The 26253-nt window shown below is 63.3% G+C and carries 23 protein-coding genes, 1 tRNA gene and 1 pseudogene; 7 read left to right on the plus strand and 18 right to left on the minus strand.

Annotation, left to right across the window (positions count from 1 at the left end; translation table 11 throughout):
- Positions 1 to 64: 64 nt before the first annotated feature.
- Together E5E96_RS20400 and E5E96_RS20405 are read right to left on the minus strand one after the other, a co-directional pair.
- The gene (locus E5E96_RS20400; protein WP_171282991.1) at positions 65 to 1843 is read right to left on the minus strand and encodes a M3 family oligoendopeptidase; all 1779 of its coding nucleotides are present in this window, start codon (positions 1841 to 1843) and stop codon (positions 65 to 67) included.
- A 181-nt stretch (positions 1844 to 2024) separates the two neighbouring features.
- A pseudogene (locus E5E96_RS20405) lies at positions 2025 to 2941 on the minus strand (DUF808 domain-containing protein).
- A 204-nt stretch (positions 2942 to 3145) separates the two neighbouring features.
- Between E5E96_RS20405 and E5E96_RS20410 the strand changes: the two are divergent.
- Complete coding sequence (locus tag E5E96_RS20410; protein WP_171282992.1) at positions 3146 to 3748, plus strand: DUF924 family protein; 603 nt, start codon at positions 3146 to 3148, stop codon at positions 3746 to 3748.
- A gap of 64 nt (positions 3749 to 3812) precedes the next feature.
- Here the strand turns inward: E5E96_RS20410 and secF are convergent, their stop codons facing one another.
- The 9 genes from secF to hinT all read right to left on the minus strand — a co-directional run bounded on the left by secF (position 3813) and on the right by hinT (position 11959).
- On the minus strand, positions 3813 to 4727 hold the full coding sequence (secF, locus tag E5E96_RS20415; RefSeq protein WP_024944906.1) for a protein translocase subunit SecF: 915 nt from the start codon (positions 4725 to 4727) through the stop codon (positions 3813 to 3815).
- A 112-nt stretch (positions 4728 to 4839) separates the two neighbouring features.
- Positions 4840 to 6642 (minus strand): protein translocase subunit SecD, encoded by a 1803-nt coding sequence (gene secD / locus E5E96_RS20420; RefSeq protein ID WP_171282993.1) that lies wholly within the window; start codon positions 6640 to 6642, stop codon positions 4840 to 4842.
- 147 nt (positions 6643 to 6789) lie between these two features.
- Positions 6790 to 7296 carry a hypothetical protein gene (locus E5E96_RS20425; RefSeq protein WP_073350666.1) on the minus strand — a complete coding sequence of 169 codons (507 nt, stop codon included), beginning with the start codon at positions 7294 to 7296 and terminating at the stop codon, positions 6790 to 6792.
- A gap of 65 nt (positions 7297 to 7361) precedes the next feature.
- Entirely contained in the window at positions 7362 to 8219 is an 858-nt protein-coding gene (locus E5E96_RS20430) for a DUF6279 family lipoprotein (protein ID WP_011706414.1), read from the minus strand.
- Positions 8220 to 8280: 61 nt separating this feature from the next.
- Positions 8281 to 9135: a choline kinase family protein gene (locus E5E96_RS20435; RefSeq protein WP_135319540.1), complete on the minus strand. Its 855-nt coding sequence runs from the start codon at positions 9133 to 9135 to the stop codon at positions 8281 to 8283.
- Positions 9125 to 9721, minus strand: a complete 597-nt coding sequence (gene lpoB / locus E5E96_RS20440; protein WP_005302153.1) for a penicillin-binding protein activator LpoB — start codon at positions 9719 to 9721, stop codon at positions 9125 to 9127. Before lpoB ends, E5E96_RS20435 begins: the two co-directional genes overlap by 11 nt.
- Positions 9721 to 10119 carry a YcfL family protein gene (locus tag E5E96_RS20445; protein ID WP_010633660.1) on the minus strand — a complete coding sequence of 133 codons (399 nt, stop codon included), beginning with the start codon at positions 10117 to 10119 and terminating at the stop codon, positions 9721 to 9723. Before E5E96_RS20445 ends, lpoB begins: the two co-directional genes overlap by 1 nt.
- 68 nt (positions 10120 to 10187) lie before the next feature.
- Entirely contained in the window at positions 10188 to 11609 is a 1422-nt protein-coding gene (locus tag E5E96_RS20450; protein WP_171282994.1) for a COG3014 family protein, read from the minus strand.
- Positions 11609 to 11959 (minus strand): purine nucleoside phosphoramidase, encoded by a 351-nt coding sequence (hinT, locus tag E5E96_RS20455; RefSeq protein WP_010633658.1) that lies wholly within the window; start codon positions 11957 to 11959, stop codon positions 11609 to 11611. The genes E5E96_RS20450 and hinT overlap by 1 nt, the downstream gene beginning before the upstream one ends.
- Positions 11960 to 12221: 262 nt before the next feature.
- Between hinT and E5E96_RS20460 the strand changes: the two genes are divergently transcribed.
- A complete protein-coding gene (locus E5E96_RS20460; protein WP_227656830.1) occupies positions 12222 to 14222 on the plus strand; it encodes a methyl-accepting chemotaxis protein in 2001 nt (666 codons plus the stop codon).
- 69 nt (positions 14223 to 14291) lie between these two features.
- Here E5E96_RS20460 and E5E96_RS20465 read toward each other — a convergent pair whose 3' ends face one another.
- Entirely contained in the window at positions 14292 to 15176 is an 885-nt protein-coding gene (locus tag E5E96_RS20465; RefSeq protein ID WP_171282995.1) for a 6-carboxytetrahydropterin synthase, read from the minus strand.
- 79 nt (positions 15177 to 15255) lie between these two features.
- Here E5E96_RS20465 and E5E96_RS20470 point away from each other — a divergent pair, with 79 nt between their 5' ends.
- The 4 genes from E5E96_RS20470 (at position 15256) to E5E96_RS20485 (ending at position 18982) form a co-directional block, all read left to right on the plus strand.
- Positions 15256 to 16599: a dihydroorotase gene (locus E5E96_RS20470; protein WP_049047775.1), complete on the plus strand. Its 1344-nt coding sequence runs from the start codon at positions 15256 to 15258 to the stop codon at positions 16597 to 16599.
- Positions 16600 to 16830: 231 nt separating this feature from the next.
- A tRNA-Pro gene (locus E5E96_RS20475) sits at positions 16831 to 16907 on the plus strand.
- A gap of 133 nt (positions 16908 to 17040) precedes the next feature.
- The gene (locus E5E96_RS20480; RefSeq protein WP_044800235.1) at positions 17041 to 17517 is read left to right on the plus strand and encodes a hypothetical protein; all 477 of its coding nucleotides are present in this window, start codon (positions 17041 to 17043) and stop codon (positions 17515 to 17517) included.
- Between the two features lie 205 nt (positions 17518 to 17722).
- Positions 17723 to 18982, plus strand: coding sequence for a dicarboxylate/amino acid:cation symporter (locus E5E96_RS20485; RefSeq protein ID WP_024944897.1), 1260 nt, complete (start codon positions 17723 to 17725; stop codon positions 18980 to 18982).
- 75 nt (positions 18983 to 19057) lie between these two features.
- Here the strand turns inward: E5E96_RS20485 and E5E96_RS20490 are convergent, their stop codons facing one another.
- Positions 19058 to 19513, minus strand: a complete 456-nt coding sequence (locus tag E5E96_RS20490; RefSeq protein ID WP_171282996.1) for an isoprenylcysteine carboxylmethyltransferase family protein — start codon at positions 19511 to 19513, stop codon at positions 19058 to 19060.
- A gap of 190 nt (positions 19514 to 19703) precedes the next feature.
- Between E5E96_RS20490 and alr the strand changes: the two genes are divergently transcribed.
- The gene (alr, locus tag E5E96_RS20495; protein WP_171282997.1) at positions 19704 to 20930 is read left to right on the plus strand and encodes an alanine racemase; all 1227 of its coding nucleotides are present in this window, start codon (positions 19704 to 19706) and stop codon (positions 20928 to 20930) included.
- Between the two features lie 56 nt (positions 20931 to 20986).
- Here the strand turns inward: alr and E5E96_RS20500 are convergent, their stop codons facing one another.
- The 5 genes from E5E96_RS20500 to oppB form a co-directional block, all read right to left on the minus strand.
- Complete coding sequence (locus E5E96_RS20500) at positions 20987 to 21931, minus strand: TerC family protein (RefSeq protein WP_011706425.1); 945 nt, start codon at positions 21929 to 21931, stop codon at positions 20987 to 20989.
- A gap of 294 nt (positions 21932 to 22225) precedes the next feature.
- Positions 22226 to 23221, minus strand: a complete 996-nt coding sequence (oppF, locus tag E5E96_RS20505) for a murein tripeptide/oligopeptide ABC transporter ATP binding protein OppF (protein ID WP_011706426.1) — start codon at positions 23219 to 23221, stop codon at positions 22226 to 22228.
- Positions 23222 to 24202: an ABC transporter ATP-binding protein gene (locus E5E96_RS20510; RefSeq protein WP_017408089.1), complete on the minus strand. Its 981-nt coding sequence runs from the start codon at positions 24200 to 24202 to the stop codon at positions 23222 to 23224. It abuts the gene before it with no gap.
- 140 nt (positions 24203 to 24342) lie between these two features.
- Complete coding sequence (gene oppC / locus E5E96_RS20515) at positions 24343 to 25254, minus strand: oligopeptide ABC transporter permease OppC (RefSeq protein ID WP_011706428.1); 912 nt, start codon at positions 25252 to 25254, stop codon at positions 24343 to 24345.
- 14 nt (positions 25255 to 25268) lie between these two features.
- Complete coding sequence (oppB, locus tag E5E96_RS20520; protein WP_171282998.1) at positions 25269 to 26189, minus strand: oligopeptide ABC transporter permease OppB; 921 nt, start codon at positions 26187 to 26189, stop codon at positions 25269 to 25271.
- Positions 26190 to 26253: the final 64 nt, after the last annotated feature.

A 26253-nucleotide genomic window follows, 5' to 3' on the forward strand; every position in this document is an offset into this window, starting at 1 on the left:
AGCCCCTTTGAATGCGCGTGGCGAGCCACAGGGCCCGCCACCAGGATAAAAACCGCCGGGCTACCTACACCAGCCGCTCGAGGCGGGCGACCGCCTCTTCCACATAATCGAGGCTCTCCTGCCAGAAGGCGGGCTCACGGATGTCGACCCCCAAATGCTTCTCCACCAGCTCTTCTGCGCTCATGCGGCCGGTGTCGCGCAGCAGCTCACGATAGGCGTGGATGAACTCGCGCCCCGCCCGCGCCTGCTGGGCATAGAGCCCCAGGCTGAACAGGTAGCCAAACAGATAGGGGTAGTTGTAGAACCCGAGCTCGGCGATGGAGAAGTGGCCCTTGCTGGCCCAGAACAGCTCGTCATATTGACTCAGGGTGTCACCATACCACTGCTGCTGCGCCGATTTCATCATCTGCCGCAGCTGGCCGGCCCCCACATAACCCTCCTCCCGCGCCGCCACCAGGGCCCGCTCGAAGGTAAAGCGGGCCGGCACGTCGAGCAGCAGGCTGGCGGCGCGCTCCCCGTCCAGCCAGGCGATGGCCCGGCGCTGCTCCATGTTGTCGGTGGCCGCCAGCAGGGCATCGCGCACCAGCGCCTCGGCAAACAGGGAGGCGGTCTCCGCCAGCGTCTTGGGGTAGTCACGCTGCTCCAGCGGCAACTCCCGCAGCAGCCAGCTGTGCCAGGCGTGTCCCAACTCGTGAGCGAGCGTGATGACGTTGTCCAGGGTCCCCTCGAAGGTGAGAAACACCCGAGGCTCGGGTGGATCGGCATACTCGGTGCTGTAGGCACCGCTGCGCCTGTGTTCGCTCGGGGCGGCGTCAATCCAGCCATTGGCCGCCATCATGCGGGCAAAGGCCCCCATCTCGGGGTCAAAGCCGGCGAAGGCGTCGGCCACCAGGGTCAGTGCCTGCTCGAAGCTGATCAGGCCGCTCGCCGCAGCCGGCGCCGGGGCATAGAGATCCCAGGGGGCGAAGTCGTTGATCTGCTGGGCACAGGCCATGGCGCGCAGGGCCCGCCGCCCCAGCTCCTTGTGCTCGCCGGCCGCCGTCATCAGGGTCTCCAGGGTCACCCGCTCCAGGTGCCCCTGATGGCAGGAAACGTCGAGCGCATCCCAGCTGCGTTCCCTGCCACGCTGGCGGGTCAGCTCGTTGCGCCAGCCGTTGATGGCGTTGAGGATGGCGGCCACCGTCTCCTGCTCCGCCCCCCAGGCAGCCTGGATGGCGTGCCAGGCGGCGGCGCGCCGCGCCCGCTGCGGGTGGGCCAGCAGGTTGTCTGCCTGGGCCAGCCCCATGGGCTGCCCCTCCACCACCGGCCTGAGCTTGCCGACCAGGCTACCGTAGAGATCCCCCCACCCCTGCAGACCGTCCACGCTCAGCCCCGCGATCAGCTGTTCGCTCTCCAGAGAGAGCCACTGATCCTGCTGGCGCCGGTCGTGACGAATGACGTAGGCGAGCTCGAACAGCTCGGGATCCTGCAGCAGGGCGCGTACCTGCTCCTCGGGAGCACGCACCCAGAACAGGGTCACCGGCTTGCAAAGCTGGGCCAGGCTTGCCTGCAACTGCTGGCCGCGGGAGAGCAGCACCCGGGCCGCCTCGTCGCGCCCATCCCGGCTGAGCCGGTTGTAACCGTAGGTCTGGCAGTTCCACTCCAGCCGGCGAACCTCGCGCCAGCAGGCCCGGATGGCCCGAAGCAGATGGCGCAAGGCATTGATGTCGTTGGTCTTGGGCAGTTCATCCAGCAGGGGTGGCAGGCGGTTAAGGGCCTCGCGGGCACGCTGGAAATCGGCGTCGATCGCCGGGCAGTCGGGGGCGGCATAGATGTGATCATCCAGCCAAACGGGTGGTTTCATGACCTTCCTTGTCTGTTTGCGTCCATGTGGGCTGACCCCGCCTCTGTGAGCGGGTGTCAGCCGGATAGTACGAAGGGGGCAGGCCCTTGCCTAGCCCCCATCCGAGGCAACAGACGAGACAGTATCTGACGGGAGGACCTCCCTCGCAGGAATATGCCCCGCGAGGGTCAGCCCGCCGCCACTATTTGGCGGGCTTGAGCTTGCTCACCAGGGTCATCGCCAGCACCAGCACCAGCCCGGCCACCACGCCGGCCACGGCGTTGAGCAGGGTCGGCGTCACCAGCGCGAGGGCGGCGCCAACCGCAGGCAGGGTGGCCACGGCGGCGGCGGCCCCTTCAATCAGGTGATGCACCAAAGGCCAGCCGTGCACCAGGATGCCGCCCCCCACCATGAACATGGCGATGGTGCCGACCAGAGCCAGCAGGTGCATCAGCCGCGGCGCCATCGCCAGCAGCCCCTGCCCCACCGCCCGGCGCAAGGCACTGCCATCGGGCTTTTGCAGCAGGTGCAGGCCGATGTCGTCCAGCTTGACGATGAGCCCCACCAGGCCGTAGACCCCCACCGTCATCAGCAGGGCGATGCCCGCCACCACCGACAGCTGTAGCGCCAGGCTCGCCCCCTGTACTGTGCCAAGGGCGATGACGATGATCTCGGCCGACAGAATAAAGTCGGTGCGAATGGCCCCCTTTATCTTCTGCTGTTCAAACGCCACCAGATCATCGGGAATGGGGGCGGTGTGCGCCTCCCCCTCGCTCGCCTCATGAGGCAGAAACTTGTGGGCCAGTTTCTCGGCCCCTCGAAGCAGAGGTAGGCGCCCCCCAGCATCAGGAGCGGCGTGATGAGCCAGGGCACCAGGGCACTGATGGCGATGGCGGCAGGCACCAGGATCAGCTTGTTGCGAAACGACCCCTTGGCCACCGCCCACACCACCGGCAGCTCCCGCTCGGCGCGCACCCCGGAGACCTGCTCGGCATTGAGGGCCAGATCGTCCCCCAGTACCCCGGCGGTCTTCTTCGCCGCCATCTTGGTCATCAGCGCCACGTCGTCGAGCACGCTGGCAATATCGTCGAGCAGGGCCAACAAACTGGTTCCGGCCATATCAGAAAATCCTCATCAGGGTAGTCAGGGTCCCACGGTTCACCGGTGGCAACAGCCGACGTCGAGAGCGATGCCGACCGAAGGGGGATCCCTATTGCGGGAAAAGATGGCACAGTGTAACGAGAAGCCGCCCGTTCGGCAGCAACCACATCAGGGTCATTTGGCCTTGATTCATCCGGTGCCCGCAGGCCCAAGGAGTATTCCATGCAACCCTGGCAACCGCTGATCACATTCTGGTTTGGCGAAGAGACCGACGACGTCACCCGCGCCAAACGCCAAGCGCCCCTCTGGTGGGGCAAAAACAGCGACACCGACGCCCTGCTCGCCAGCCGCTTGGGTGACCTGGCCACGGCAGCCGCTGCCGGCGAGCTCGCCCACTGGGCCGATTCGGCCGAGGGCCGGCTGGCCCTGATCCTGCTGCTGGACCAGCTGCCGCGCAACATCCATCGTGGCACTCCCGCCGCCTTTGCCCAGGATGCCAAGGCGCGCGATCTCTGCCTCAAGGGGCTCTCTCTGGGGGCGGATCTGGCACTGCCACCGCTGGGACGGGTCTTTTTCTACCTGCCGCTGGAGCACGCCGAATCCCGCGAGCAGCAGGCCAGAAGCGTGACCCTGTTCGAGGGGCTGGCGGCCGAGCAGGCTGACGGCCCGGCGCGGGAGACCTTCGCCGGCTTTGCCGACTTTGCCCGCCGCCATCAGGTGATCGTCGAGCGTTTTGGCCGCTTCCCCCACCGCAACGCCATCCTGGGCCGCCAGGACACGGCCGAGGAGGCCGCCTTCTTGCTGCAACCTGGCTCGGGCTTTTGAGCCTCATTTCAGATGCGCATAAAAAAACGGGCCCGAGGGCCCGTTTTGCATGGGAATGGCGGGGTCACGCCGCCTCCGCCAGCTCCTCTTCTTTTTTCTGGTAAGCCTGCGGTGAGAGACCCAGCAGCTCCTGCACGGTGGAGGCCACCGTGATGGAGGAGATGGTGCCCACCAGGATGCCGGCGAACAGGGTGAAGGAGAAACCGTAGAGGGCGTCGCCGCCGAACAGCAGCAGGGCCCCCACCGTGAACAAGGTAGTGCCCGAGGTGATCATGGTGCGGCTGAAAGTGGCCTTGATGGCCACGTCGGAGCAGTCGTGGATCCCCATCTGGGTGCGCGAGCTGAGCAAGTCCCGCAAGCGGTCGGAGATGACGATGCTGTCGTTGAGCGAGTAGCCGATCACCGCCATCAGACCGGCGATGACGTTGAGATCGAACTCGATGTTGAACAGCGCCAGCAGCCCCAGCGCCACCAGACCGTCGTGCAGCACCGACACCAGGATGCCGATGGCTTGGCGCCATTCGAAGCGCACCGCCAGGTAGGCGGAGATGGCGAGCGAGGCCACCAATACTGCCAGCATCCCCTGCTGGAACAGCTCGGCGCCCACCTGGGGGCCGACGATGGTGGTGCGCAGCAGCTCCACCGGCAGGTTGAGCTGCTGACCCAGCATCACCGCCAGCTCCTCGGCCGCCCAGGGCAGCTCGTGGGGCGGCAGCTTGATCAGCCACTCGCCGGGCACGCCGGCGCCGTGCAGCTCGACCACGCCCGCCAGGGGCGCCGTCAACAGGGCGTTGAGCTCATGGGCCTCCTTCAGGGTCTGGATGCGAAACTCCAGCAGGATGCCGCCGGTAAAGTCGAGACCGAGGGAGAGGCCATTGATGGCGAGCACCGCGATGCTCGCCACGGTCAGCAGCACGGAGGCCCACAGGCCGATGTAACGCCAGCGGGTCAGCCCCATGGCAATGATCATTCTCAGCATTGTTGTTCCCTCGACAGCAGATGGCTCGGGCTTCCCGCAGGGAAGCGCGTGACGCGGGCGCGGAGCAGGCTCGAACGCGCGGCGCGATGACACAGGTGGTGGTCAGTCATGGTCACACCCTCAGCAGCTTGGCGCTGCTCTTGCCCCACAGGGGGTTGATGATGGCGCGCGTGCCCCAGATGCCGGTCACCATGCTGGAGATGAGGCCCAGGATCAGGGTGATGGAGAAGCCCTGCAGCGGCCCGGAACCGATGGCATAGAGCACCACGGCGCAGATCAGGGTGGTGATGTTGGCATCGAAGATGGTGCGAAACGCCGAGCGGTACCCAAAATCGATGGCGTTGGCCAACGAGCCCCCTTCCCGCAGCCGGTCCTTGATCCGCTCAAAAATCAGCACATGGGTATCCACCGCCATGCCGACGGTGAGCACCAGACCGGCGATCCCCGGCAGGGTCAGCACGGCGCCCGGCAGCACCGCCAGCATGCCCACCTGCATCAGCAGGTTGGTGATGAGCGCGGTGATGGCGACCCAGCCGAACTTGCGATACCAGGCCATCATGAACAGCATCATGCCCGCCATGCCGAACGCCAGCGCGGTGAAGCCCGCCTCGATGTTCTGCAGACCCAGGGTCGGGCCTATGCTGCGCTCTTCCAGGATCTTGAGGGGCGCGGTGAGGGCGCCGGCGCGCAGCAGCATGGCCAGCTCCTGGGCTTCCGGCAGGCTGCCGATCCCGGTGATGCGGAACTGGTTGCCAAGGGCGGTCTGGATGGTGGCGACGTTGATCACCTCGCTCCTGGCCCGCAGCTTGCCTTCGGCATTGGTCTTGTACTCGGTAAAGACGGTGGCCATCGGCTTGCCCACGTTCTGGCGGCTGAACTGGTTCATCTTGCTGCCACCCAGGCTGTCGAGCACGATGTTGACCTGGGGTTGCCCCATCTCGCCCATGTTGGCGCGGGCATCGACGATGTGCTCACCGGTCAGCACCGGCTTGCGGGCCAGCCCCACCGCCTGGCCGTTGCGATCCGCCATGAAGAAGCGGCTGTCGGCCTGGGCCTCGTAGAAGGCCAGCGAGGCGGTGGCCCCGATCACCTCTTTCGCCTGCTTGGGATTGTGCACCCCGGGCAGCTCGATGCGGATGCCGTCCTGACCCTGGCGCTGTACCGAGGCCTCGACGATGCCGAGCTCGTTGATCCGCTTTTTCAGGATCGACAGGTTCTGGGTCACCGCGTTGTTGGCCAGCAGGGTGCGCTCGGCCTCGCTCATCACCAGCCGCAGCTCGTTGCCGCTGCGCTTGAGGGTCCACTGATCCTGCCGGGTGCCGGCGGAATCCTTGATGATGGTGAGCCAGGGCGCCTGATCGGCCACCTCAGGCAGAATTACCCTCACCTCCCCTTCGCTCACCCGGGCCACGTTGGCACCGCGCAGGCGCGCCTCGCGAAACAGGGTGCGCAGCATGTCCACCAGGTTCTTGGTCTGGTTGTCGACCACAAAGCTCAGATCGACCCCGATCAGCAGCTGGGAGCCGCCGCGCAGATCCAGCCCGAGCTTGATGGGGGCGGCGCCGAGCTGGCTGATCCAGCCCGGGGCGTTGGAGTAGAACTCCAGGGTCAGCGCCGAGCTGTCATAGCCCTGCTGCTCCAGCAGCTGCTTGGCACGCTGCTGTTCGGCCTGGCTGGCAAACACCAGCTCGACCCGCTCGCCCTGTTGCACCTGTTTCTGCGGCTCGATGCGGTTGTCGGCCAGCAGGGTACGCTGCGCCTCGGTCAGGCTGGTCTGGCCGTGCAGACCAAGGGAAGGCTGCTCACCGAAGAAGGTGGGCAGGGAGTAAAACGCAAAGGTGAACAGCATGAGCAGCAGCAGGGCGTACTGCCACATGTTCATGCGGTTCAAGGTGATACGACTCTTTTTTCTCATGAAATCAGCCTCTGTCAGGAGAAGGCTGCGCACTCGCCACGCAGGCGGCACGCAAGAAAATACGAATGAGACAGTGGCCCGTTCACGCGCGGTGAGCAGGCAGCAGGAGGCGATGAGGTGGTGCGAAAGGACCGGACCCCATCGGGATCAGGCGAGGTAACTCTGACAGAAACGGTATTGCAGGTGCTGGCGTTGCAACCGGTGCCGATGGATGGTGGCAAACCGATCGCGGAAACTGTGTTTGCGATAGAAGAGGGCGGCATAGAACAGCAGGCCGCACAGCAGCAGCAGGATCGCCTGCTGGGACCAGCTCATGATCAGCTGGTACACCACGTTGCCGGGCTGATGATCGCTGCGCAGGGAATGTTCGAGCCGCAGCAGGTGATTCTGGTGGGAGCTGACGAACTTGACGACTCCGTCGTCGCTGTCGCTGGCACTGTGGATCACCGGAGCGCCATCGGTCGGCGCCACCGTATCCCCCATCAGTTGTACCTGCTGGCTCGACTGCTGGGCTGCGGGCAGCTTGAACCCCTCCACCGAGAGGGTAGAGAACAACAGAGCGAGGGTGATGAGCAGGGTCATCAGCGCCAGTTTCACTTTGTCGGTCAGGCTCAAAAAGTTAATTCCCGCATAATAGAAAGGGCAAACTACCACAGGGGCCCCGTCAGAACAAGGGCATGGGGGCCGGCCGGGCCCCGCCCTGCGGCCCCTTGGCGCCATTATCCCTCCGACATCTGTCTGAAATCGCGGGCATAGCCCTTGAGCAGACTGTAGAGGTGGGCCCGCTGGGAGATGTCCAGCGACTGGCTGAGATCGCTCAGCCAGTTGACGGTGCGCTGGCGCGACTGATCGGTGTAGCCGGTGAAGCGGCCATCCATCAGGCCGTCCCCCTGTTGCAGCAGGGCGGTGAGCTGGGCGCCGAAGTCCTGGCTCTGGCGCTGCTTCATCAGCCGGTCCAGCTCCTTGGTCCAGGCGGTCTGGAACTCAAGCCAGGGGGCCTGCAGCTCGTACTGCCACTGGGCCCACTGGGCCACCAGCGGAGCCTGGGCCGGTTTCACCTCGCCAATCCAGAACACCAGCCGCTCGTTCATCTTGTCGCGAAACTCCTTGAGCATCTCCTCCCTGGGCTTGTCGGCAAACTCCTTTTCCCGTTCCGCCTGGCGGGTGAGTCGGTCCTTCATGAACATGGCCACCTGCGCCTCGGTCAGGGTGCGCGCCAGCCGCACCGCCCGCGGCACCGTGTTCTCCAGGGTGCGGGTCAGGCTCTGCTGGGCCGCATCCAGATGGCGGGAGACCTGGGCCGGGGTCATGGGGCTCGCCACCGCCTTGGCCAGCGCATCGAGATCGTCGGCATAACGGGGCACCTCGCGCTGGCGGTGCCAGGCCATCAGCCCCTTCACTTCGTTGTCCAGCAAGCGCTTCTGGCCGCGATCCAGCGAGAAGTAGTCGTCCAGCTGCCAGACGATGGCCACGTCGAGCCAGTAATAGACGACCCGGGTGGAGCAGCCGGCCAGCAGCAGACAGAGCAGCAGCAGACTCCAGCTACTGGGCTTGCGCCAGGAAAAGGTGGTCACCATGCAAGGCTCCAATGTTGATGAAACAGGGTTGACGCAACGGATGATTCATAATGCCTGATGCCTACTCCAGCCGCTGCCGGTTGAGATCGATCAGCGCCTGGTAGTCGGGCCCCGGTTGCTGCTCGGCCATCAGCAGCGCCCACAGCAGCCCGATGTAATCGACCCAGGGCAAAAAGGCCCGGCTCTGAAAGCCGCGTGGGCCGACCGGCCCCCCTGCCCGCTCGCAGTAGGCCTGCTCCAGTGCCTCGCGCTGGGCATCCTGCCAGCCGTGGGTGCGCTGGATGCTGGCCACCTCGAAACCGGGATGCCCGGCGGCGCCATACTCCCAGTCGATGACCCAGGGCCGGCTCCCCAACAAATTAGCCGGATTGAGATCATGATGGCAAGGGAGCCAGCAATCGGCGGGCTCGCGGCTGGCCAGCAGCCCCCGCTCCAGCGCCGGCAGCCAGGCCGGCACTCGGGCCAGCCTGGCACGATAGCCGGCGCTGTGGGCCCGCACCGCCATCACCACGGTCGGTACCGGCAGCCGGTGCAGCCGCGTCAGCACCCCGGCCAGCAGCACTGGCTGCAACGCAGCCGGGGGCGGCGCCGCCAGCCAGTTCGGCTCGTCGCACCAGTCCAGCAACATCAGACCGGTGGCGGGATCGCTGTGATGGCAGGGCAAGGCCAGCCCCTGCCCCACGGCCCCCTGATAGAGCTGCCATTCGGTGGCCCGATCGATGCCAAGGCGCACCGGATCGGGGTGGCCCTGGCGCAAAAAGTGACTGCGCCCCGAGGGGAGGCGCAGTCGATAGTTGCAGTTGGTCAGGCCGCTGGCCAATGGCTCCAGCCGGCCCGAGCGCCAGGGTGGCGGCAGGCTGGCCAGCAGGGTGCGCTCGGCGGCCGCCAGAGAGCCCTCGCTCGACTTACCAGCCAAAGGTGGACTTCTTGGCCTGCTTGCGGATCTCTTTCTGGTCTGCCCACAGCAGCTCGCCGTTTTGCAGATCCATCAGGTTCATGGTCATCTGGTAGTAGACATCCTTCACCTTGCCATTGTCCTTGACGATGCTGGCGAGGTTGCCATAGACCATGTAGCGGGCGCCGGTCTGCTTGCCAAGGCGCACCATGGAGGCAGGATCCACCATGCCGCTGCTCTGCTGGTATTCGAGCTGCTGCTTGACCGCCGCCACCTTGCTCATGTCGACGAAGCGGAACTTGCCGGCGCGCAGCAGCTTGGTACGGATGGTGTCGGTGATGGCCTCGGTGTCGATGTGTTCGGAGGTCTTGTTGCGGATGGAGTCCATGAACATCACCGGACGGCCGCCGGCGGTGATCTCGCTGGTGGCTGGCGACGCCAGCATGGAATCCGCCATCTTGTCGGCGATGGCCTGCAGATCGCTGGAACCGTAATCGACGGTCACCGTCTCGGTTTCGGTCGGATCGCCATAGCTGACGGTGGTGCTGGAGCAGCCGCCCAGCAGCAGGGCGCCAGTCAGGATCAGCAGGGCATGATTCATTTTCATCAGTAGGATTCCTCAATCACTTCGCGTACGTAAATCCGGTAGCCCCGGGCGGCCGGGCTCGGCGCCAGGGCAGACAGGGTGCGGGTCTGATAGCCGTGCAGCTTGAGCGGCGTCCAGCCGCGGCCATCGCTGGCCACCTCCTGCCCCGCCTCATCATACCAATAGAACAGGTATTGCAGCTTGTTGTCACCGCGCTGGGTGCTGGCCGCCGCCACATTGACCTGCAACAGGCCGTTTTGTTCGCGCCGGCTGAGCTCGGTCAGGGTGACATTGACGTTTTGATGCTGCTCCGCCACTGGCGCGGCGCCCGCCGCCCCATAGAGCGCCACGCCGGAGGTATTGGTGGCACAGCCTGCCAGCAGCAGAACCAGGCCCAGAGCCAACCCGTGTGCTTTCATCTTGCTCTCCTTGCCGGCGACCCCGAGGGGCCCGACCGGTCACTCATGTGTATTGCCATCGTTCGCCGTCACAGCGGCATCACCCGCGTCGTCAACCCGGCGCCGAGGCGCTGCACCCACACCAGGGTGGTGCGTCCCTTGTGAATGGTGAGCGGCAATTGCCGCTGGGCTGCCCCCGCCCCCAGGGTGAGCTTCACCTCGCCCGCAGGCAGCATCCCCTGCCAGCTCGCAGCCTGCGCCGGCAACGTCAGCCAGCTGCGGGTGTCAGCCCGCTCCGAGAGGGTATTGAAGATGCCGACCAGAATGTTGCCCACATCGCCCCCCTCCTTGGCCGCGGTGCGGCGCACCTGCTCCTTGGCCACCAGCCGCAGCGCCTGGCGGGTCAGCATGCCGGGCAGCCGTTCCTGCAGATCTTTGGCCGCCAGCGCCTCCAGCCTGACCAGCTCGCTGGTCTGCTCGACCCGCTTGCCCACCGATACCGTGAGCGGCCCGGTGTCGCTGGCCCGATTATCGTAATAGGGGATGGCCACGGTAAAGGTGCGAAAATCGCCGCCGGAGGTGGCAATGGGCAGCGGCAGGAACAGCTCGCGCCGCGCCGGGATCAGCCCATCTTCAAACAGCACCACCAGCTGGCCCTGATCCTTGGCCAAGGGCGGTGCCTTGCGGCCCACCTTTTTCTCGGTGTCGCGGATCTCGTCCGCGGCGCCACGCAGCACAGCCAGGCGCAGCAAGGCATCCTGCAGGCTGCGGTTGTCCGGCGCTATCTGGTAACCACGCTGATAGTCGACCCAGGCATCGTTGAGATCGCCGGCCGCCTCATAGAGCACGCCGGAGAAATAGAAGGTGTAGGCGTTCTGGAAACCGTTCTTGACCCGCCCGATCAGCCGGTCGAGCTCGGGGGCGCCGCGCGACATCAGCTGGCGCATCTCCCCTTCCGCCTCGGCCTCTTCGCTCTCATTCTTTACCTTGCGCACCTCGTCGGCCCGCCGTTTGAGGGCCTGCTCCTGCACCTGGTTGGCGCGGCGCACCTCCACCAGAGCGCCCTCGGCATCCCCGCGCTGCAGGTAGTTGAGAGCCAGATAGTGGTGCAGCATGGTGCGCTCGTAATCGGGCGCCCGATAAACCATGGTCTGGTCGTTGGTGAGCAGGCTGCCCGCCTGGGCCAGCCCCTGGCTGACCCGGTACTCGGCCTGATTGTCTTCCCACGCCAGCCGGCTGTCGGCGGCGGCAAAGGCCTGCTTGCTGGCGGCATCCTGACTCGCCAGCCAGGCGATGCGCCCCTGCTCGAGCCGGTCCAGCACATAGGTATCGTCCCCCGGCGTGGAGTCGCGCACCTCGGGCAGCGCCTCGGCGGCATGACCCAGCAACAGCTGGTTGCGCAGCGGCACCATCTGATCGGAATAGGAGACGAACATGTCTTGCCAGTGGGAGGCACAGCCCCCCAGCAGGGAACCGGCCAGCAACAGACCGGCCAGAGGAAGGCGCGGCATCACAGGCTGAGCAAGGGTCCCAGCGGCTGGCCGCCGACCAGATGCAGGTGGATGTGGTAGACCTCCTGCCCGCCGTGGCGGTTGCAGTTCATGATGAGGCGGTAGCCATCCTCGGCAATGCCCGCCTCGCTGGCCAGCTTGCGGGCGACGGTGAACATCCGGCCCAGCGCCAGCTCGTGATCCGGCTCCACGTCGTTGACGGTGGGGATCAGCACGTTGGGGATGATCAGGATATGGGTCTTGGCCTTGGGCTGGATGTCGCGAAAGGCGGTCACCAGGTCGTCTTGATAAAGGATGTCGGCGGGGATCTCTTTGCGGATGATTTTGCTGAAAATGGTTTCTTGCGCCATGGATAACTCCTTTATATGAAAAAGAAAATTCAATGCCTGTCTCAAGCGGTTCCAACGCCCGTCATCGAGGCCCGGCAAGTGTGACACAAGCCGACATTTGACACAGCCGTTGTCCCATTCTCTTCAGTTATTGTTAAAAATACCGATAGCCGGAAGACGTCTGCCGACGTTGCTCGCCCACAGTGGTAGCAGGGTATCAAATGGACGGGGTATTCAGGCAAGGGACTTTTGCATATACAGCGGGACAATAATGAAACAAACAATGTCAGACCTCTCCATCTTGCAGAGGGTCTATCTTGGCTTTGCCATCCTGGTGGCCGTGATGGCGGCCACCTCGGTACTCACCTTCCGCAGCCAGAGCGAGCTCAATCAGGCGCTGGATCAGGTCACCCGGCAGACCATGCCGCTGGTGATCGCCAGCAGCCAGACCCAGATCAGCCTGCTCAGCGCCAACAAGTGGCTCACCGACGTGCTGACCGAGCAGGATCTCAAGCAGATCCCGGCCGAAGTGGCCGAGCTGCAGCAGGCCAAGGCGCTGGTCGACCAGACCCTCGCCACCCTCGCCCGGCAGGCGGCGGAACACCCGGAGCTGCAGGGGGAGCTCGGCGCGCTCAACCAGCTGGTCAAGGACTACCTGCAGCTGACCGACACCCTGCCCACCGAACACCAGGCTCTGCTCACCCGGCTCTACAAGGTGAACCAGGCCAAGGGCCAGTTCCAGGTCAGCCTGCCCCAGTTCAAGAAGAACCTGGGGGACATGATGATCACCATCGACGACAGCTTCATCAAGATGCTCTCCGAGACCCTGACCACCAAGCTCTCCGCCATTGAACTCTCCACCATGGATGCTCTCAACCAGAGCATCCCCGCCCCCATCGAGGCGGCGCTCAAGCGCAACAAGATGCAGATCGAGGGCTTCAACAGCACCATCAAGGATCTGCAGGGGGAGCTCAAGGATTTCGACAACAACATGGGCCACTACGTGCACGGCTTCGTGCGCGACACCACCGCTAGCGACGGCGTGCTGGCCCAGTACCTGGCGCTGATGCAGCAGCAGGAGCGGATGCGCGAGCAGAGCAAGCAGGCCAGCAAGCTCATCGTCAACATCCAGAGCAAGCTCGAGCAGATCACCGCCCAGAGCCAGCAACTGATGAACAACAGCATTCGCGCCTCCGGCAAGGTGCAGACCCAGAGCACCCTCACCCAGGGGGTGGCGCTGGTCATCGCCATCACCATCGCCATCCTGGTGGCCTACACCCTCGGCAAGGCCATTCGCCGTCCGCTCAAGGAGCTGCTGCGGGTGCTGACCGAGGTGACCCAGGGCGACATGACCCAGCGCATCGGTTTTCGCAGCAACAACGAATTTGGCCGGCTAGGCAGCCAGGTCAACCTGCTGATCGAGCAGATGGGCGAGGTGCTGAGCCAGCTCTCCCAGGCGTCGGCCCAGCTCAACAACGCCGCCCATGACAACCGCCACACCACCGAATCGGTGCGGGCGGATCTGGAGAAACAGCGCCAGGAGACCGCCTCGGTCGCCGCCGCCATGACCCAGATGGAGGCCTCGGTGCGCGAGGTGGCCCAGGCCGCCAACCAGACTCTGGAGCGGGTGATGGACGTGGAGAAAGCCTCCGAGACCGGCCGCAAGGTGATGGCCGGCAACATCACCACCACCCACCAGCTGGCGGGCAAGCTGCAGCAGACCGGCAAGGTGATTGGCGACGTGAGTGCCATGAGCGGCCAGATCGGCAACATCCTCGACGTCATTCGCGGCATCGCCGAGCAGACCAACCTGCTGGCCCTCAATGCGGCCATCGAAGCGGCGCGGGCCGGCGAGCAGGGACGCGGCTTTGCGGTGGTGGCCGACGAGGTGCGCAGCCTGGCCGGACGCACCGCCCAGTCCACCAGCGAAATCCAGACCATGATCGAGAACCTGCAGCAGGGGGTCGCCAAGGCGGTCACCGTGATGCAGGAGTGCTCGCGCGAGATGGACAGTTGCATGGATCAGAGCTCCCACGCCAACAACGCCATGGAGGAGGTACAGGGCATAGTGGTGCTCATCAGCGACATGTCGAGCCAGATCGCCTCTGCCGCCGAGCAACAGCAGGCCACCAGCGCCGACATCGCCACCAACCTCAACCGCATCTCCGACATCTCGGATCTCAACTATCAGGGCATAGAGCGGGTGGCCGAAACCAGCCAGCAGCTCGACTCGCTGGCCGAGCAGCAGGAGAGCCTGGTCAAGCGCTTCCGGCTCAGCGCCTGACGCCAGGCCCAGCAACGACAAGGCCCCGCAGATGCGGGGCCTTGCTTTTTACTGGCAAGCGGCGCGGGATCAGGCGTAGGCGATGGCGCCCTTGCCCACCCCTTCATAGGCGACAATCTTGATGAACTTGTCGCCCACGCTCTTCTTCACTTCGCGGGCGATGTAATGGGCCAGCAGCTCGATGGTGGTGTCGGTGTCGATCATCTCCACCTCCGCCGCCGGCATGGCCAGCTGGAACAGCCCTTGCGGTGCCACATACTTGAAGCCGACGTAGTGCTCGCCAGCCTCTTGCAGGATGGTCTTGGCCTGCTCGCTCAACGTGAGATCGCCGAGGGCCACCCGATCCTCGTCGGTCCCCAGGTAGATGTCGGCCCAGCGCTCGGCCCAGTTGAGCTCAAGCTCCTGGTCGCGCTCGCCGTCCACGTGGATCTCGATGGGAGAGCGGTGGCCGTGGGCGATGCGCTGGCAGTTGCCGTCGTGCTTCTTGAGGCCGTGGCTGTAGTGGTAGAAGGCGCCGTCGATGGCCTCCTGGCGCAGGGTCAGCGACAGATCCTTGATGTTGCCCGGCAGCCGCTTGGCCAGCACCGCCAGCAGATAGCGGGTGACGGACTCCTTGTCCACCTGAGGGGCCGGAATGAAGGCAAAGGCCTGGCTCGGGCAGCGCAGGTGAATGGAGCGACCCGGCCGCAGCAGATCGACGGTGCTCTCGTCACCGTCCAGCTGGGCCACCTGCACCAGGGGGCACTCGGTCGGCACCAGCAGCTTGTGATCCACCTCGTCGTCGATGATCGACTTGATCAGTTTCTTGACCCGGCCGAAGTCCAGCAACATGCTCATCTCGTTGAGCTCGCCGCTCATTTCGATGTCCACCAGCCAGCTCTCCCCCACCATACCGCGGCGTTCGCACAGGTAGCTGGAGTCGATCACGGTCAAATCTTTTACAAATAACTTCATCAGTCAGGCCTTGCTACAGAGAAAGGGCGGTTTGCGCTATTATGACCCGCGATTATCGGCAAAGGAACTGGAACCCCCCATGAACAAATTGCTTATCAAGAATGCCACCCTGGTCAACGAAGGCCGCATCTATGCCTCCGACGTGCTGATCGAGGGGGAACGGATCGCCCGCATCGCCCCGGATATCAGCGCCCCCGATGCAGTGGTGATCGATGCCGCGGGCCGTCACCTCATCCCCGGAATGATCGATGATCAGGTCCACTTCCGGGAGCCAGGGCTGACCCACAAGGGGACCATCGCCAGTGAATCCCGGGCCGCCGTGGCCGGTGGCACCACCAGCTTCATGGAAATGCCCAACGTCAACCCCCAGACCACCACCCTCGATGCCCTCGAAGCCAAATACCAGATAGCCGCCAACTCCTCCGCCGCCAACTACAGCTTTTACCTCGGCGCCACCAACGACAATCTGGAAGAGATCAAGAAGCTCGATCCCAAACAGTCCTGCGGCATCAAGATCTTCATGGGTGCCTCTACCGGCAACATGCTGGTGGACAATCAGGAGACCCTGGCCGCCATCTTCCGCGAGAGCCCGGTGATGATTGTTACCCACTGCGAGGACACCCCCACCATCAAGGTGCTGGAAGACGAAGCCCGCGCCAAGTGGGGCGAGGATGTGCCGATGCGCGAGCACGGCCGCATCCGCAGCGCCGACGCCTGCTACAAATCCTCCAGCCTGGCGGTCTCCCTGGCCAAGCAGTACGGCGCCAAGCTGCACGTGCTGCACCTGACCACCGCCAAGGAGCTGTCGCTCTTCACCGCCACCCCGGATCTGAAGGAGCTCAAGGACAAGAACATCACCGCCGAGGTGTGCGTTCACCATCTGTTCTTCAACGAGGCGGACTACGACACCCTGGGCAGCCAGATCAAGTGCAACCCGGCGGTGAAGAGCGCCGCCGACCAGCACGCTCTGCTGGATGCGGTGCGCAATGACGTGCTCGACATCATCGCCACCGACCACGCCCCCCACACCTGGGAAGAGAAGCAGAACAGCTACTTCAAGGCACCGTCCGGCGTGCCGCTGGTGCAGCACTCCCTGCTGGCCCTGCTGGAGCTCTACCACAACGGGGTATTCTCGCTGGAGACCATCGTCAAGAAGACCTCCCACGCGGTGGCCGAGCGCTTCCAGGTGCAGGATCGCGGCTACATCCGCGAGGGTTACTTCGCCGACCTGGTGCTGCTGGATCTGGGCAAGCCCTACGTGGTCAACGACAGCAACCTGCTCTATCTGTGCGGCTGGTCGCCCTTCAACGGCTACCGTTTCCACAGCACGGTGGAGATGACCCTGGTCAACGGCCAGATTGCCTGGCAAAACGGCCAGGTCACCAACGAGGTGCTGGGCAAGCGGCTCACCTTCACCCGCTGATCCCTCTTCTATGTGCGCCGTCACACAGCGCCACCACAGGCCGCCCACCCGGGCGGCCTGTTTTTTTGCAGCCGCTCACGGCCCTGCCATGCGCGGTTTTTCGGCGATTGGCGGCACTTTAAGCGCAGATTGCTCGCAAAGCAGGCGAACGATCCCGGAGTGGAATTTCCACTGTTGACAGGCAGGGTCCATCTCCATAAACTCAGCCCCCGTCAGCCGAGCTGACTCCGTCGGTGTGTAGCGCAGCCAGGTAGCGCATCTGCATGGGGTGTAGAGGGTCGGAGGTTCGAATCCTCTCACACCGACCAAATTCCCCGAGAAAGGCCTTGTCAGATGACAAGGCCTTTTCTTTTTGGCCCGGCGCGCCACCACGCAGCCTGCGTTGTGCCGCCGATCGGTTTGTGCTGTAGTGATGCCCTGTGTTGCCAACCGGTGTTCGAGATGCCCTCTCCCCGCCCCTTTTGCCAGCGTCTGCTGTGGCTCGGCCTCTGCGCTCTCCTGCTGCTCGGCTGCGCCACCCCTTATCAGAGCCAGCCATCGTTCTGGAACGGCCAGACCGGTTTCTCCCAGACCCGGCTCGGGCCTGACAAGTGGCAGCTGGAATTTGTCGGCAACGATCTGGTGAGCCGGGAAACCGCTCGCAAGTATGTGCTGAAACGGGCGGGCGAAGTGGCACAAGCCGAAGGTTATCAGTGGCTTGAGGTCAATGAATTGACCCTGCAACGGGACGCGGTCAGGGTGACGCCGAGTCGCCCCCTGTTCGGGTTCGATGACGACGAGCCAGATCCCTTTCTGGATCAGCGCACCGTGGAGCACCGTATCTCGGCGTTGCTCATCTTCACCCTCACTCGCAGCGCGAAAAACGACCAAACCATGAAAGCCGATTATCTTGCAAACATTAAAATAAACAGCGATTAATATAGATAAATTGCAAGATCTATATCACATACAACTAATGACAAGATAAAATTCTGCCACAAGGCGCTGGATTTACCCCCCCGGATTAGGCATGCTGCCAGCACACCGGCTGTCAGGAATCTACGGCTCGGATCACAAAAACGGACTGAAGTGGCACCCTTGCCGCTTGAAACGCTCTGCACTTATCAAAACTGGGACCCACCCCATGAAAATGAACAAATTGACGGTTGCCATCCTCATCGCGATGCTGGTTGGTATCCTGACTGGCCAGGGCTATCGCATGTTTGCCCCTGACCAGGCCGCCGGCTTTGCCAGCGACATCACCCTGTTGACCGATATCTTCCTGCGGCTGATCAAGATGATCATCGCTCCCCTGGTGTTCACCACCCTGGTGGTCGGCATCGCCAAGATGGGCGATACCCGCACCGTGGGCCGTATCGGCGCCAAAACCCTGGGCTGGTTCATGCTGGCCTCCCTGCTGTCACTGACCCTGGGTCTGGTGATGGTCACCCTGATGCAACCGGGCGTGGGGCTCTCCCTCTCCCTGCCTGACGACACCGCCAGCTCCGGCGTAGTTGCCAGCGCCATCTCCCTCAAGGATTTCGTCACTCACGCCATTCCCAAAAGCGTGATCGAGGCGATGGCCACCAACGAGATCCTGCAGATTGTGGTGTTCTCCCTGTTCTTCGGGCTGGCTGCCGCCGCGCTGGGTGATGCCGCCAAACCGGTGGTGATGCTGATGGCCAGCGCCGCCGAGATCATGCTCAAAGTGACCGGCTACGTGATGAACTTCGCCCCGTTCGCGGTGTTTGGCGCCATTGCCGCCATGGTCGCCAAGGAAGGGCTCGGCATCCTGGCCACCTATGGCACCTTCATGGCGCAGTTCTACCTGGCACTGGGTTGCCTCTGGCTGCTGCTGATCGCCATGGGCAGCCTGTTTATCCGCCGCCGCATCGTGACCCTGCTGGCGATGATCCGCGAGCCGATCCTGCTGGCCTTCTCCACCGCCAGCTCCGAAGCTGCCTACCCGAAAACCCTGGATCGTCTGGAGAAGTTCGGTTGTGACAAACGCATCGCCAGCTTCGTGCTGCCGATGGGCTACTCCTTCAACCTGGATGGCTCCATGATGTACTGCACCTTCGCGGTGATGTTCATCGCCCAGGCCTACGGCATCGAGCTCTCCATGGCCCAGCAGATCACCATGCTGCTGCTGTTGATGGTCACCTCCAAGGGGATGGCCGGCGTACCGCGCGCCTCCCTGGTGGTGATTGCCGCCACCCTCAACCAGTTCCACATTCCGGAAGCGGGCATCCTGCTGCTGCTCGGCATCGACCACTTCCTCGACATGGGTCGCTCCGCCACCAACGTGCTGGGCAACGCCATCGCCGCCAGCGTGGTCGCCAAGAGCGAGGACAGCCTGGGTGAAACCGAACCTCTGGGTGAGGTGGATACCGCCAAGGCGTGATCCCCGCATCACCGCCATCAAAACGGCCCGCAGACGCGGGCCGTTTTTTTATGCTTCATGGCGACACGACAAGGCTCAGCACCAACGCCTCACCCGCCGGCAATAATCGGCATAGCCATCGCCAAAGCGGGCCTGCAGCGCCCGCTCCTCCGGCACTATCTGCCAGCGGCTGAGCCAGCCCCACAGCAGCAGCGGACCGAGCCACACCCACAGCCCGCCCAGATAACAGGCCAGTGCCATCGTCCAGCAGAGCAGCCCCAGGTACATGGGATTGCGGCTGAGGCGATAGAGCCCGCCCGTTACCAGCGCACTGGCCTGCTCGGGGTGCAGCGGCGTCACCGTGGTACCCTGGCGGCGAAAGCGCAGCACTCCCCCCAAGCCAAACACAGTGCCCAGCACCGCCAACAACAGAGCAGCTACCCGCCAACCGGCGCCACTGCCACTCTCGGCGGCGCCCCCCCATACCAGCATGGCCGCCACGATCAGACCAAACAGCAGCAGCGGTGGCACCCGACACTCAAGACTCATCATCTATTGACTCCTGGAGGGTGCCACGATCGACACCTTGCGTTACACTTCCCGACGGGAATAGCGCCCTGGAAAATTGTCAAAGTTCATAACAATAACAATGCCTTGGCTACACTTTATCCCATCTGCGTGAAAACGGCCCCCTAGCGACCGTCATGCACCTCAACCCAAACAATAAAAAAGGAACCACCCCATGCACAAGAAGACACTGCTGGCCACACTGATCCTGGGCCTGCTGGCCGGTCAGGCCGTCGCGGCCCCTTACCTGCCGCTGGCCAGCGATCATCGCAACGGCGAAGTGCAGACCGCCAGCAATGCCTGGCTGGAAGTCGATCTCGGCGCCTTCGAGCACAACATCCAGACCCTCAAGGATCGCCTCGGTGACAAGGGGCCGAAGATCTGCGCCATCATGAAGGCCGACGCCTACGGCCACGGCATCGACCTGCTGGTGCCCTCGGTGGTGAAAGCGGGTATCCCCTGCATCGGCATCGCCAGCAACGAAGAGGCCCGCGTCGCCCGCGAGAAGGGCTTCACCGGCCGCCTGATGCGGGTACGTGCCGCCACCCCGGCCGAAGTGGAGCAGGCCCTGCCCTACAAGATGGAAGAACTCATCGGCAGCCTGGTGAGTGCCCAGGGCATCGCCGACATCGCCCAGCGCCACCACACCAATATCCCGGTGCATATCGCACTGAACTCCGCCGGCATGAGCCGCAACGGCATCGATCTGCGTCTGGCTGACTCCAAGGAAGACGCGCTGGCCATGCTCAAGCTCAAGGGGATCACCCCGGTCGGCATCATGACCCACTTCCCGGTGGAGGAGAAAGAGGACGTCAAGATGGGGCTGGCCCAGTTCAAGCTGGACTCCCAGTGGCTGCTGGAAGCGGGCAGGCTGGATCGCAGCAAGATCACCATCCACGCCGCCAACTCCTTCGCCACCCTGGAAGTGCCGGACGCCTACTTCGACATGGTGCGCCCGGGCGGCCTGCTGTACGGTGACTCCATCCCCTCCTACACCGAGTACAAGCGGGTGATGGCGTTCAAGACCCAGGTTGCCTCCGTCAACCACTACCCGGCCGGCAACACCGTCGGTTATGACCGCACCTTCACCCTCAAGCGCGACTCCTGGCTCGCCAACCTGCCGCTGGGCTACTCCGACGGCTATCGCCGGGCGCTGAGCAACAAGGCCTATGTGCTGATCCAGGGCCAGAAGGTGCCGGTGGTGGGCAAGACCTCCATGAACACCATCATGGTGGACGTGACCGATCTCAAGGGGGTCAAACCCGGTGACGAGGTGGTGCTGTTCGGCCGCCAGGGTGAGGCCGAGGTGAAACAGGCGGATCTCGAGGAGTACAACGGCGCCCTGCTGGCGGACATGTACACCATCTGGGGCTACACCAACCCCAAGAAGATCAAGCGCTAAGCCAGTCTTTGCCATAAAAAAGGGCTCCCGCGGGAGCCCTTTTGCTTGTTTGCCAATTATGCCGTTTTCTTGCGGGTCACCCAGAGGCTCAGCCCCATCGAAGCCAGCAGGATCAGCGCAACCACGCCCAATGCAATGCCGGTGGGGATCTTGAAGATATCCAGCAGCAGCATCTTGACCCCGATAAACATCAGGATCAGCGCCAGGCCGTACTTGAGCAGGGCGAAACGCTCGGCCACGCCGGCCAGCAGGAAGTACATGGCACGCAGACCCATGATGGCGAAGATGTTGGAGGTCAGCACAATGAAGGGATCCGTGGTCACCGCGAAGATGGCCGGGATGCTGTCCACCGCGAAGATGAGATCGCTCACCTCCACCAGCACCAGGATCAGCAGCAGTGGGGTGGCGTAGCGCACGCCATCGCGCCAGACGAAGAAGTTCTCCCCCTCCAGCGTCTCCGTCACCTTGAAGCGACGGCGCATCCAGCCGAGCAGCGGGTTGTTGGCCAGATCCGGCTCCTTGTCGGCCGCCCACAGCATCTTGACCCCGGTCAGCAGCAGGAAAGCGCCAAACAGGTAGAGGATCCAGTGGAACTGCTCGATGAGCCAGCTGCCGGCGAACACCATGCCGGCCCGCATCACGATGGCACCCAGTACCCCGTACAGCAGGACCCGGCGCTGCAGCTCGGCCGGAATGGCAAAGTAGCCGAACAGCATCAACCAAACGAAGACGTTGTCCACCGCCAGCGCCTTCTCGATGAGGTAGCCGGTGAGGAACTCCAGCCCCTTCTGGTTGGCAATTTCACGGCCTGCGCTGTGATCCAGCCAGAACCAGATGGCCAGGTTGAACAAGAGCGCCACGCTGATCCAGATGAGGGACCAGATCCCTGCCTCTTTGAGCGACACCTTGTGCGCCTTGCCACCGCCGACAAAGCGGATATCAATCCATAACAAGACCAGCACTATGCTGAAGAAACCGGCCCACATCCACCATTCACCCATGTTCACTTCTCCCAAAAACGACAAAACCCACGACCGAGAGGCGTGGGTTTGCGTTTGGAGCAGATACACCTTGCCTCTCGGCAAGGTCTCACTTACAGCCGACTGGCGTCAACTGCCCGGCTGCCGGGTGCACTGCAGGATATGGGTGCACCGTAATGACGACAAACCGGCGAGAAGTTACTCCCCTTGTTGCCCGGATAGTAACAGCGGAAAAAGATAACGCCAAGAGGCATCTTCATGCCGGCTGCAAAAAAACAGGGCGCCACCCGGGCGCCCAGTTCTGCCTGCTCATCCTCAGAGCGGATCCGCCTTGAGGCAGGAGACCGCATGGTCGAAGTTGCCCTCGAGCTGAGGCCGGGTCTTGGCGCACTCGGGGCCGGCCACCGGGCAGCGGGTGCGGAACACGCAGCCTGAGGGCGGGTTCATCGGCGACGGCAAATCCCCCTCCAGGATCTGGATGGTCTTGCTGCGCTCCAGATCCGGATCCGGAATGGGCACGGCCGACATCAGCGCCTTGGTATAGGGGTGCAAGGGGTTGGCGAAGATCTCCTTGCGGGTCCCCAGCTCCACCGCATTGCCCAGATACATCACCAGTACCCGATCCGAGATGTGCTTGACCACCGACAGGTCGTGGGCGATGAAGATGAGCGACAGCCCCATCTCTTTCTGGATAGCCTTGAGCAGGTTGACCACCTGCGCCTGGATGGAGACATCCAGCGCCGACACCGGCTCGTCACAGATGATCATCTTGGGCTCGAGGATCAGCGCCCGGGCGATGCCGATGCGCTGGCACTGACCGCCGGAGAACTCATGGGGATAGCGGTTGACCAGGTTGGGCAAGAGCCCCACCTTGCTCATCATGGCCCGCACCTTCTCCTTCACCTGATCTCGGGAAAGATCGGGATAGAAGGTGATGAGCGGCTCGGCGATGATGTCGCCTATGGTCATGCGCGGGTTGAGGGAGGCCAGCGGATCCTGGAAGATCATCTGGATCTCTTTGCGCTTCTCGCGCAGCGCCTTCTGGTCGAGCTTGGTCAGATCGTTGCCCAGCCACACCACCTTGCCGTCGGTGGCCGGCACCAGGCCGATCAGCGCCCGGGCAAAGGTGGATTTGCCACAGCCCGACTCCCCCACCACGCCGAGGGTCTCCCCTTCATACAGGCGCAGGGTCACCCCGTCCACCGCCTTCAGGGCGGAGGGTTTGGCCCAGGGCCAGGCCTTGTCACTCTTGATGCTGAAGTGGACCTTGAGGTCGGACACTTCCAGCAGCAGTTTCTTGTCAGTCCCCATTTAGTTCACTCCCTTGATCATGGCATCCGATACCCAGTGGCAGGCCCGCTCCCGACCGTCGTTGAACGGCGTCAGAATTGGCGACTGCTTGCCGCAAATCTCGCTCACCCGGTGGCAGCGCTCCTGGAAGGGGCAGCCGGTGGGCAGACGCAGCAGGTTGGGTGGATTGCCCGGGATGGTGGGCAGCTCTTCCCCTTCGGTGTCGAGGCGGGGAATGGCCCGCAACAAGCCCTCGGTATAGGGGTGGCTCGGGCGATAAAAGATGTCGTTGACCTTGCCGTACTCCATGGTACGGCCGGCATACATCACCAGCACCTTGTCGCAGATGCCCGCCACTACGCCCAAGTCGTGGGTGATCATGATGATGGCGGTGTTGAACTCGCGCTTGAGCTCGTTCATCAGGGTCATGATCTGGGCCTGCACGGTCACGTCCAGCGCGGTGGTCGGCTCGTCGGCGATGAGCAGTTGCGGCCGGCACAACAGCGCCATGGCGATCATCACCCGCTGGCGCATGCCACCGGAAAATTCGTGAGGATACATCCCCATCCGCTTGCGCGCTTCCGGGATCTTGACCGCATCCAGCATGCGCACCGACTCTTCGAACGCTTCGGCCTTGCTGACGCCCTTGTGCAGCATCAGCACTTCCATCAGCTGATCCTTCACCTTCATGTAGGGGTTGAGCGAGGTCATGGGGTCCTGGAAGATCATGGCGATCTTCTCGGAGCGGATCTTGTTGAGCTTGTGCTCCGGCAGATTCAGGATCTCGTCGCCCTGAAATTTGGCCGAACCGGTGATGACACCGTTCTTGGCCAGCAGCCCCATGATGGCGAACGCGGTCTGGGACTTGCCCGAACCGGACTCACCGACGATCCCCAGGGTCTCGCCCGCAGCGAGGGAGAAGTTGAGGTCGTTGACCGCCACCACATTGCCGTCCGGGGTCTTGAACTCGACCCGCAGATCTTTTACATCCAGTAATTTCATAAAAACTCCTTATCGATCTTTCGTGACGTTTTCCTGTCGATCCGATGCGCTATCCGCCCGATTGAGCCGCACTCTGCGGCCCTTCGGCGCGTTGTTTCAGCGCTTCTTCGCCGTTCTGTCAGCGATCTTTCGCCGCTTTCTCAGCGATCCTTCGGATCGAGGGCGTCACGCAGACCATCCCCGAGGAAGTTGAAGCAAAACAGGGTCACCACCATGAAACCGGCGGGGAACAGGAGTTGCCAGATGGCCACTTCCATCGACTTGGAGCCTTCATCCAGCAGAGCACCCCAGCTGGTCATGGGCTCTTGTACGCCCAGCCCCAGGAAGCTCAGGAAGGATTCGAACATGATCATGCCCGGCACCAGCAGGGTGGCGTAGACCGCCACGATACCCAGCACGTTCGGCACTATGTGACGGGTGATGATCTTCCACTTGGAGACGCCGCAGACGTGAGCCGCCTCGATGAACTCCTTGCTCTTGAGGCTCAGGGTCTGGCCTCGCACGATCCGCGCCATGTCGAGCCAGCTCACCGCGCCGATGGCGATGAAGATGAGCGCCAGGTTGCGGCCAAAGAAGGTCACCAGCATGATCACGAAGAACATGAAGGGGAAGGCGTTGAGGATCTCAAGCACCCGCATCATCAGGCTATCGACCCGACCGCCGATGAAACCGGAGGCCGCGCCGTAGAGGGTACCGATGATGACGGCCACCATGGCACCCATGATGCCGACCATCAGCGAGATGCGCCCGCCGAGCAGGGTGCGCACGAACAGATCGCGCCCCAGGCTGTCGGTGCCGAACCAGTGGCCGGTTTCCATGTCCGGAGCCGCCTGCATAGCGCCCCAGTCAGGATCGTCGAAGGTGTATTGGGACAGATGTGGCCCCACGATCACCGCCAGACCGATGATGGTCAGGATGATCAGGCTGGTGAGCGCAGCCTTGTTGCGCAGGAAACGGCGACGGGCATCCTTCCACAGGGAGCGTCCTTCCACCACTTCCACTTGCTGGGCGAACGCCTCGACGGCTTCGCGTTTTTCAGTTGTGACAACCATGATGTACTCCCGACTTAGTAACGGATCTTGGGATCGATAAAGGCATAGAGAATATCGACCACGGCGTTAAAGGTGATGGTGAGGGCGCCGACCAAAATGGTCAGACCGAGCACCATGGAGTAATCACGGTTGAGGGCACCGTTGACGAACAGCTGGCCAATCCCCGGCAGGCCGAAAATGGTCTCGATCACCACGGAACCCGTGATGATGCCGACGAACGCCGGTCCCAGATAGGAGACCACCGGCAGCATGGCCGGACGCAGCGCGTGTTTGAGGATGATGTGACGCAGCGGCAAGCCCTTGGCGCGGGCGGTCCGGATGAAGTTGGAGTTCATGGTCTCGATCATGCTGCCCCGCATGATCCGCGAGATGGCGGAGATGTAGTACATCATCATGCCGAACACCGGCAGTACCATGAATTGCACCCCGCCGCCCTGCCAGCCACCGGCCGGGAACCAGCCGAGATGGATACTGAACAGCAACACCAGCAAGGGGGCCAACACAAAGCCCGGGATCACCACCCCGACCATGGCCGACGACATCAACAGGTAGTCGATGACGGTATTCTGTTTCAAGGCGGCAATGGTGCCGAAGGTGACCCCCAGCGTCACCGCAAACAGAAAGGCGAAGGAGCCAATCTTGGCCGATACCGGCAGTGCCTGGCTCACCAGATCGTTGACGGTGAAGTCCTTGTATTTGAAGGAGGGACCGAGGTCGCCCTGCACCAGATTGCCCAGATAGGTGAGGTATTGCACGCCGATGGGCTTGTCGAGGCCATATTTGGCTTCGATGTTGGCCAGTACTTCCGGCGGCAGGGAGCGTTCGCTGGTGAAGGGGTTGCCCGGCGCGAAACGCATCATGAAGAAGGAGACGGTGATCAAGACCAGCAGAGTCGGGATCGCTTCCAGTAGACGTTTAAAAATGAATTTCAACATAGACAATTCCTGTCCTGTACTGCTTCCAAAGGGTCGCGGTTGTAATAAAGGCCCGCCATCCGGC

Origin of the sequence: Aeromonas sp. 1805 (assembly GCF_013085525.1) — a bacterium.
In the GTDB taxonomy this organism is placed as follows: Bacteria; Pseudomonadota; Gammaproteobacteria; order Enterobacterales; family Aeromonadaceae; genus Aeromonas; species Aeromonas hydrophila.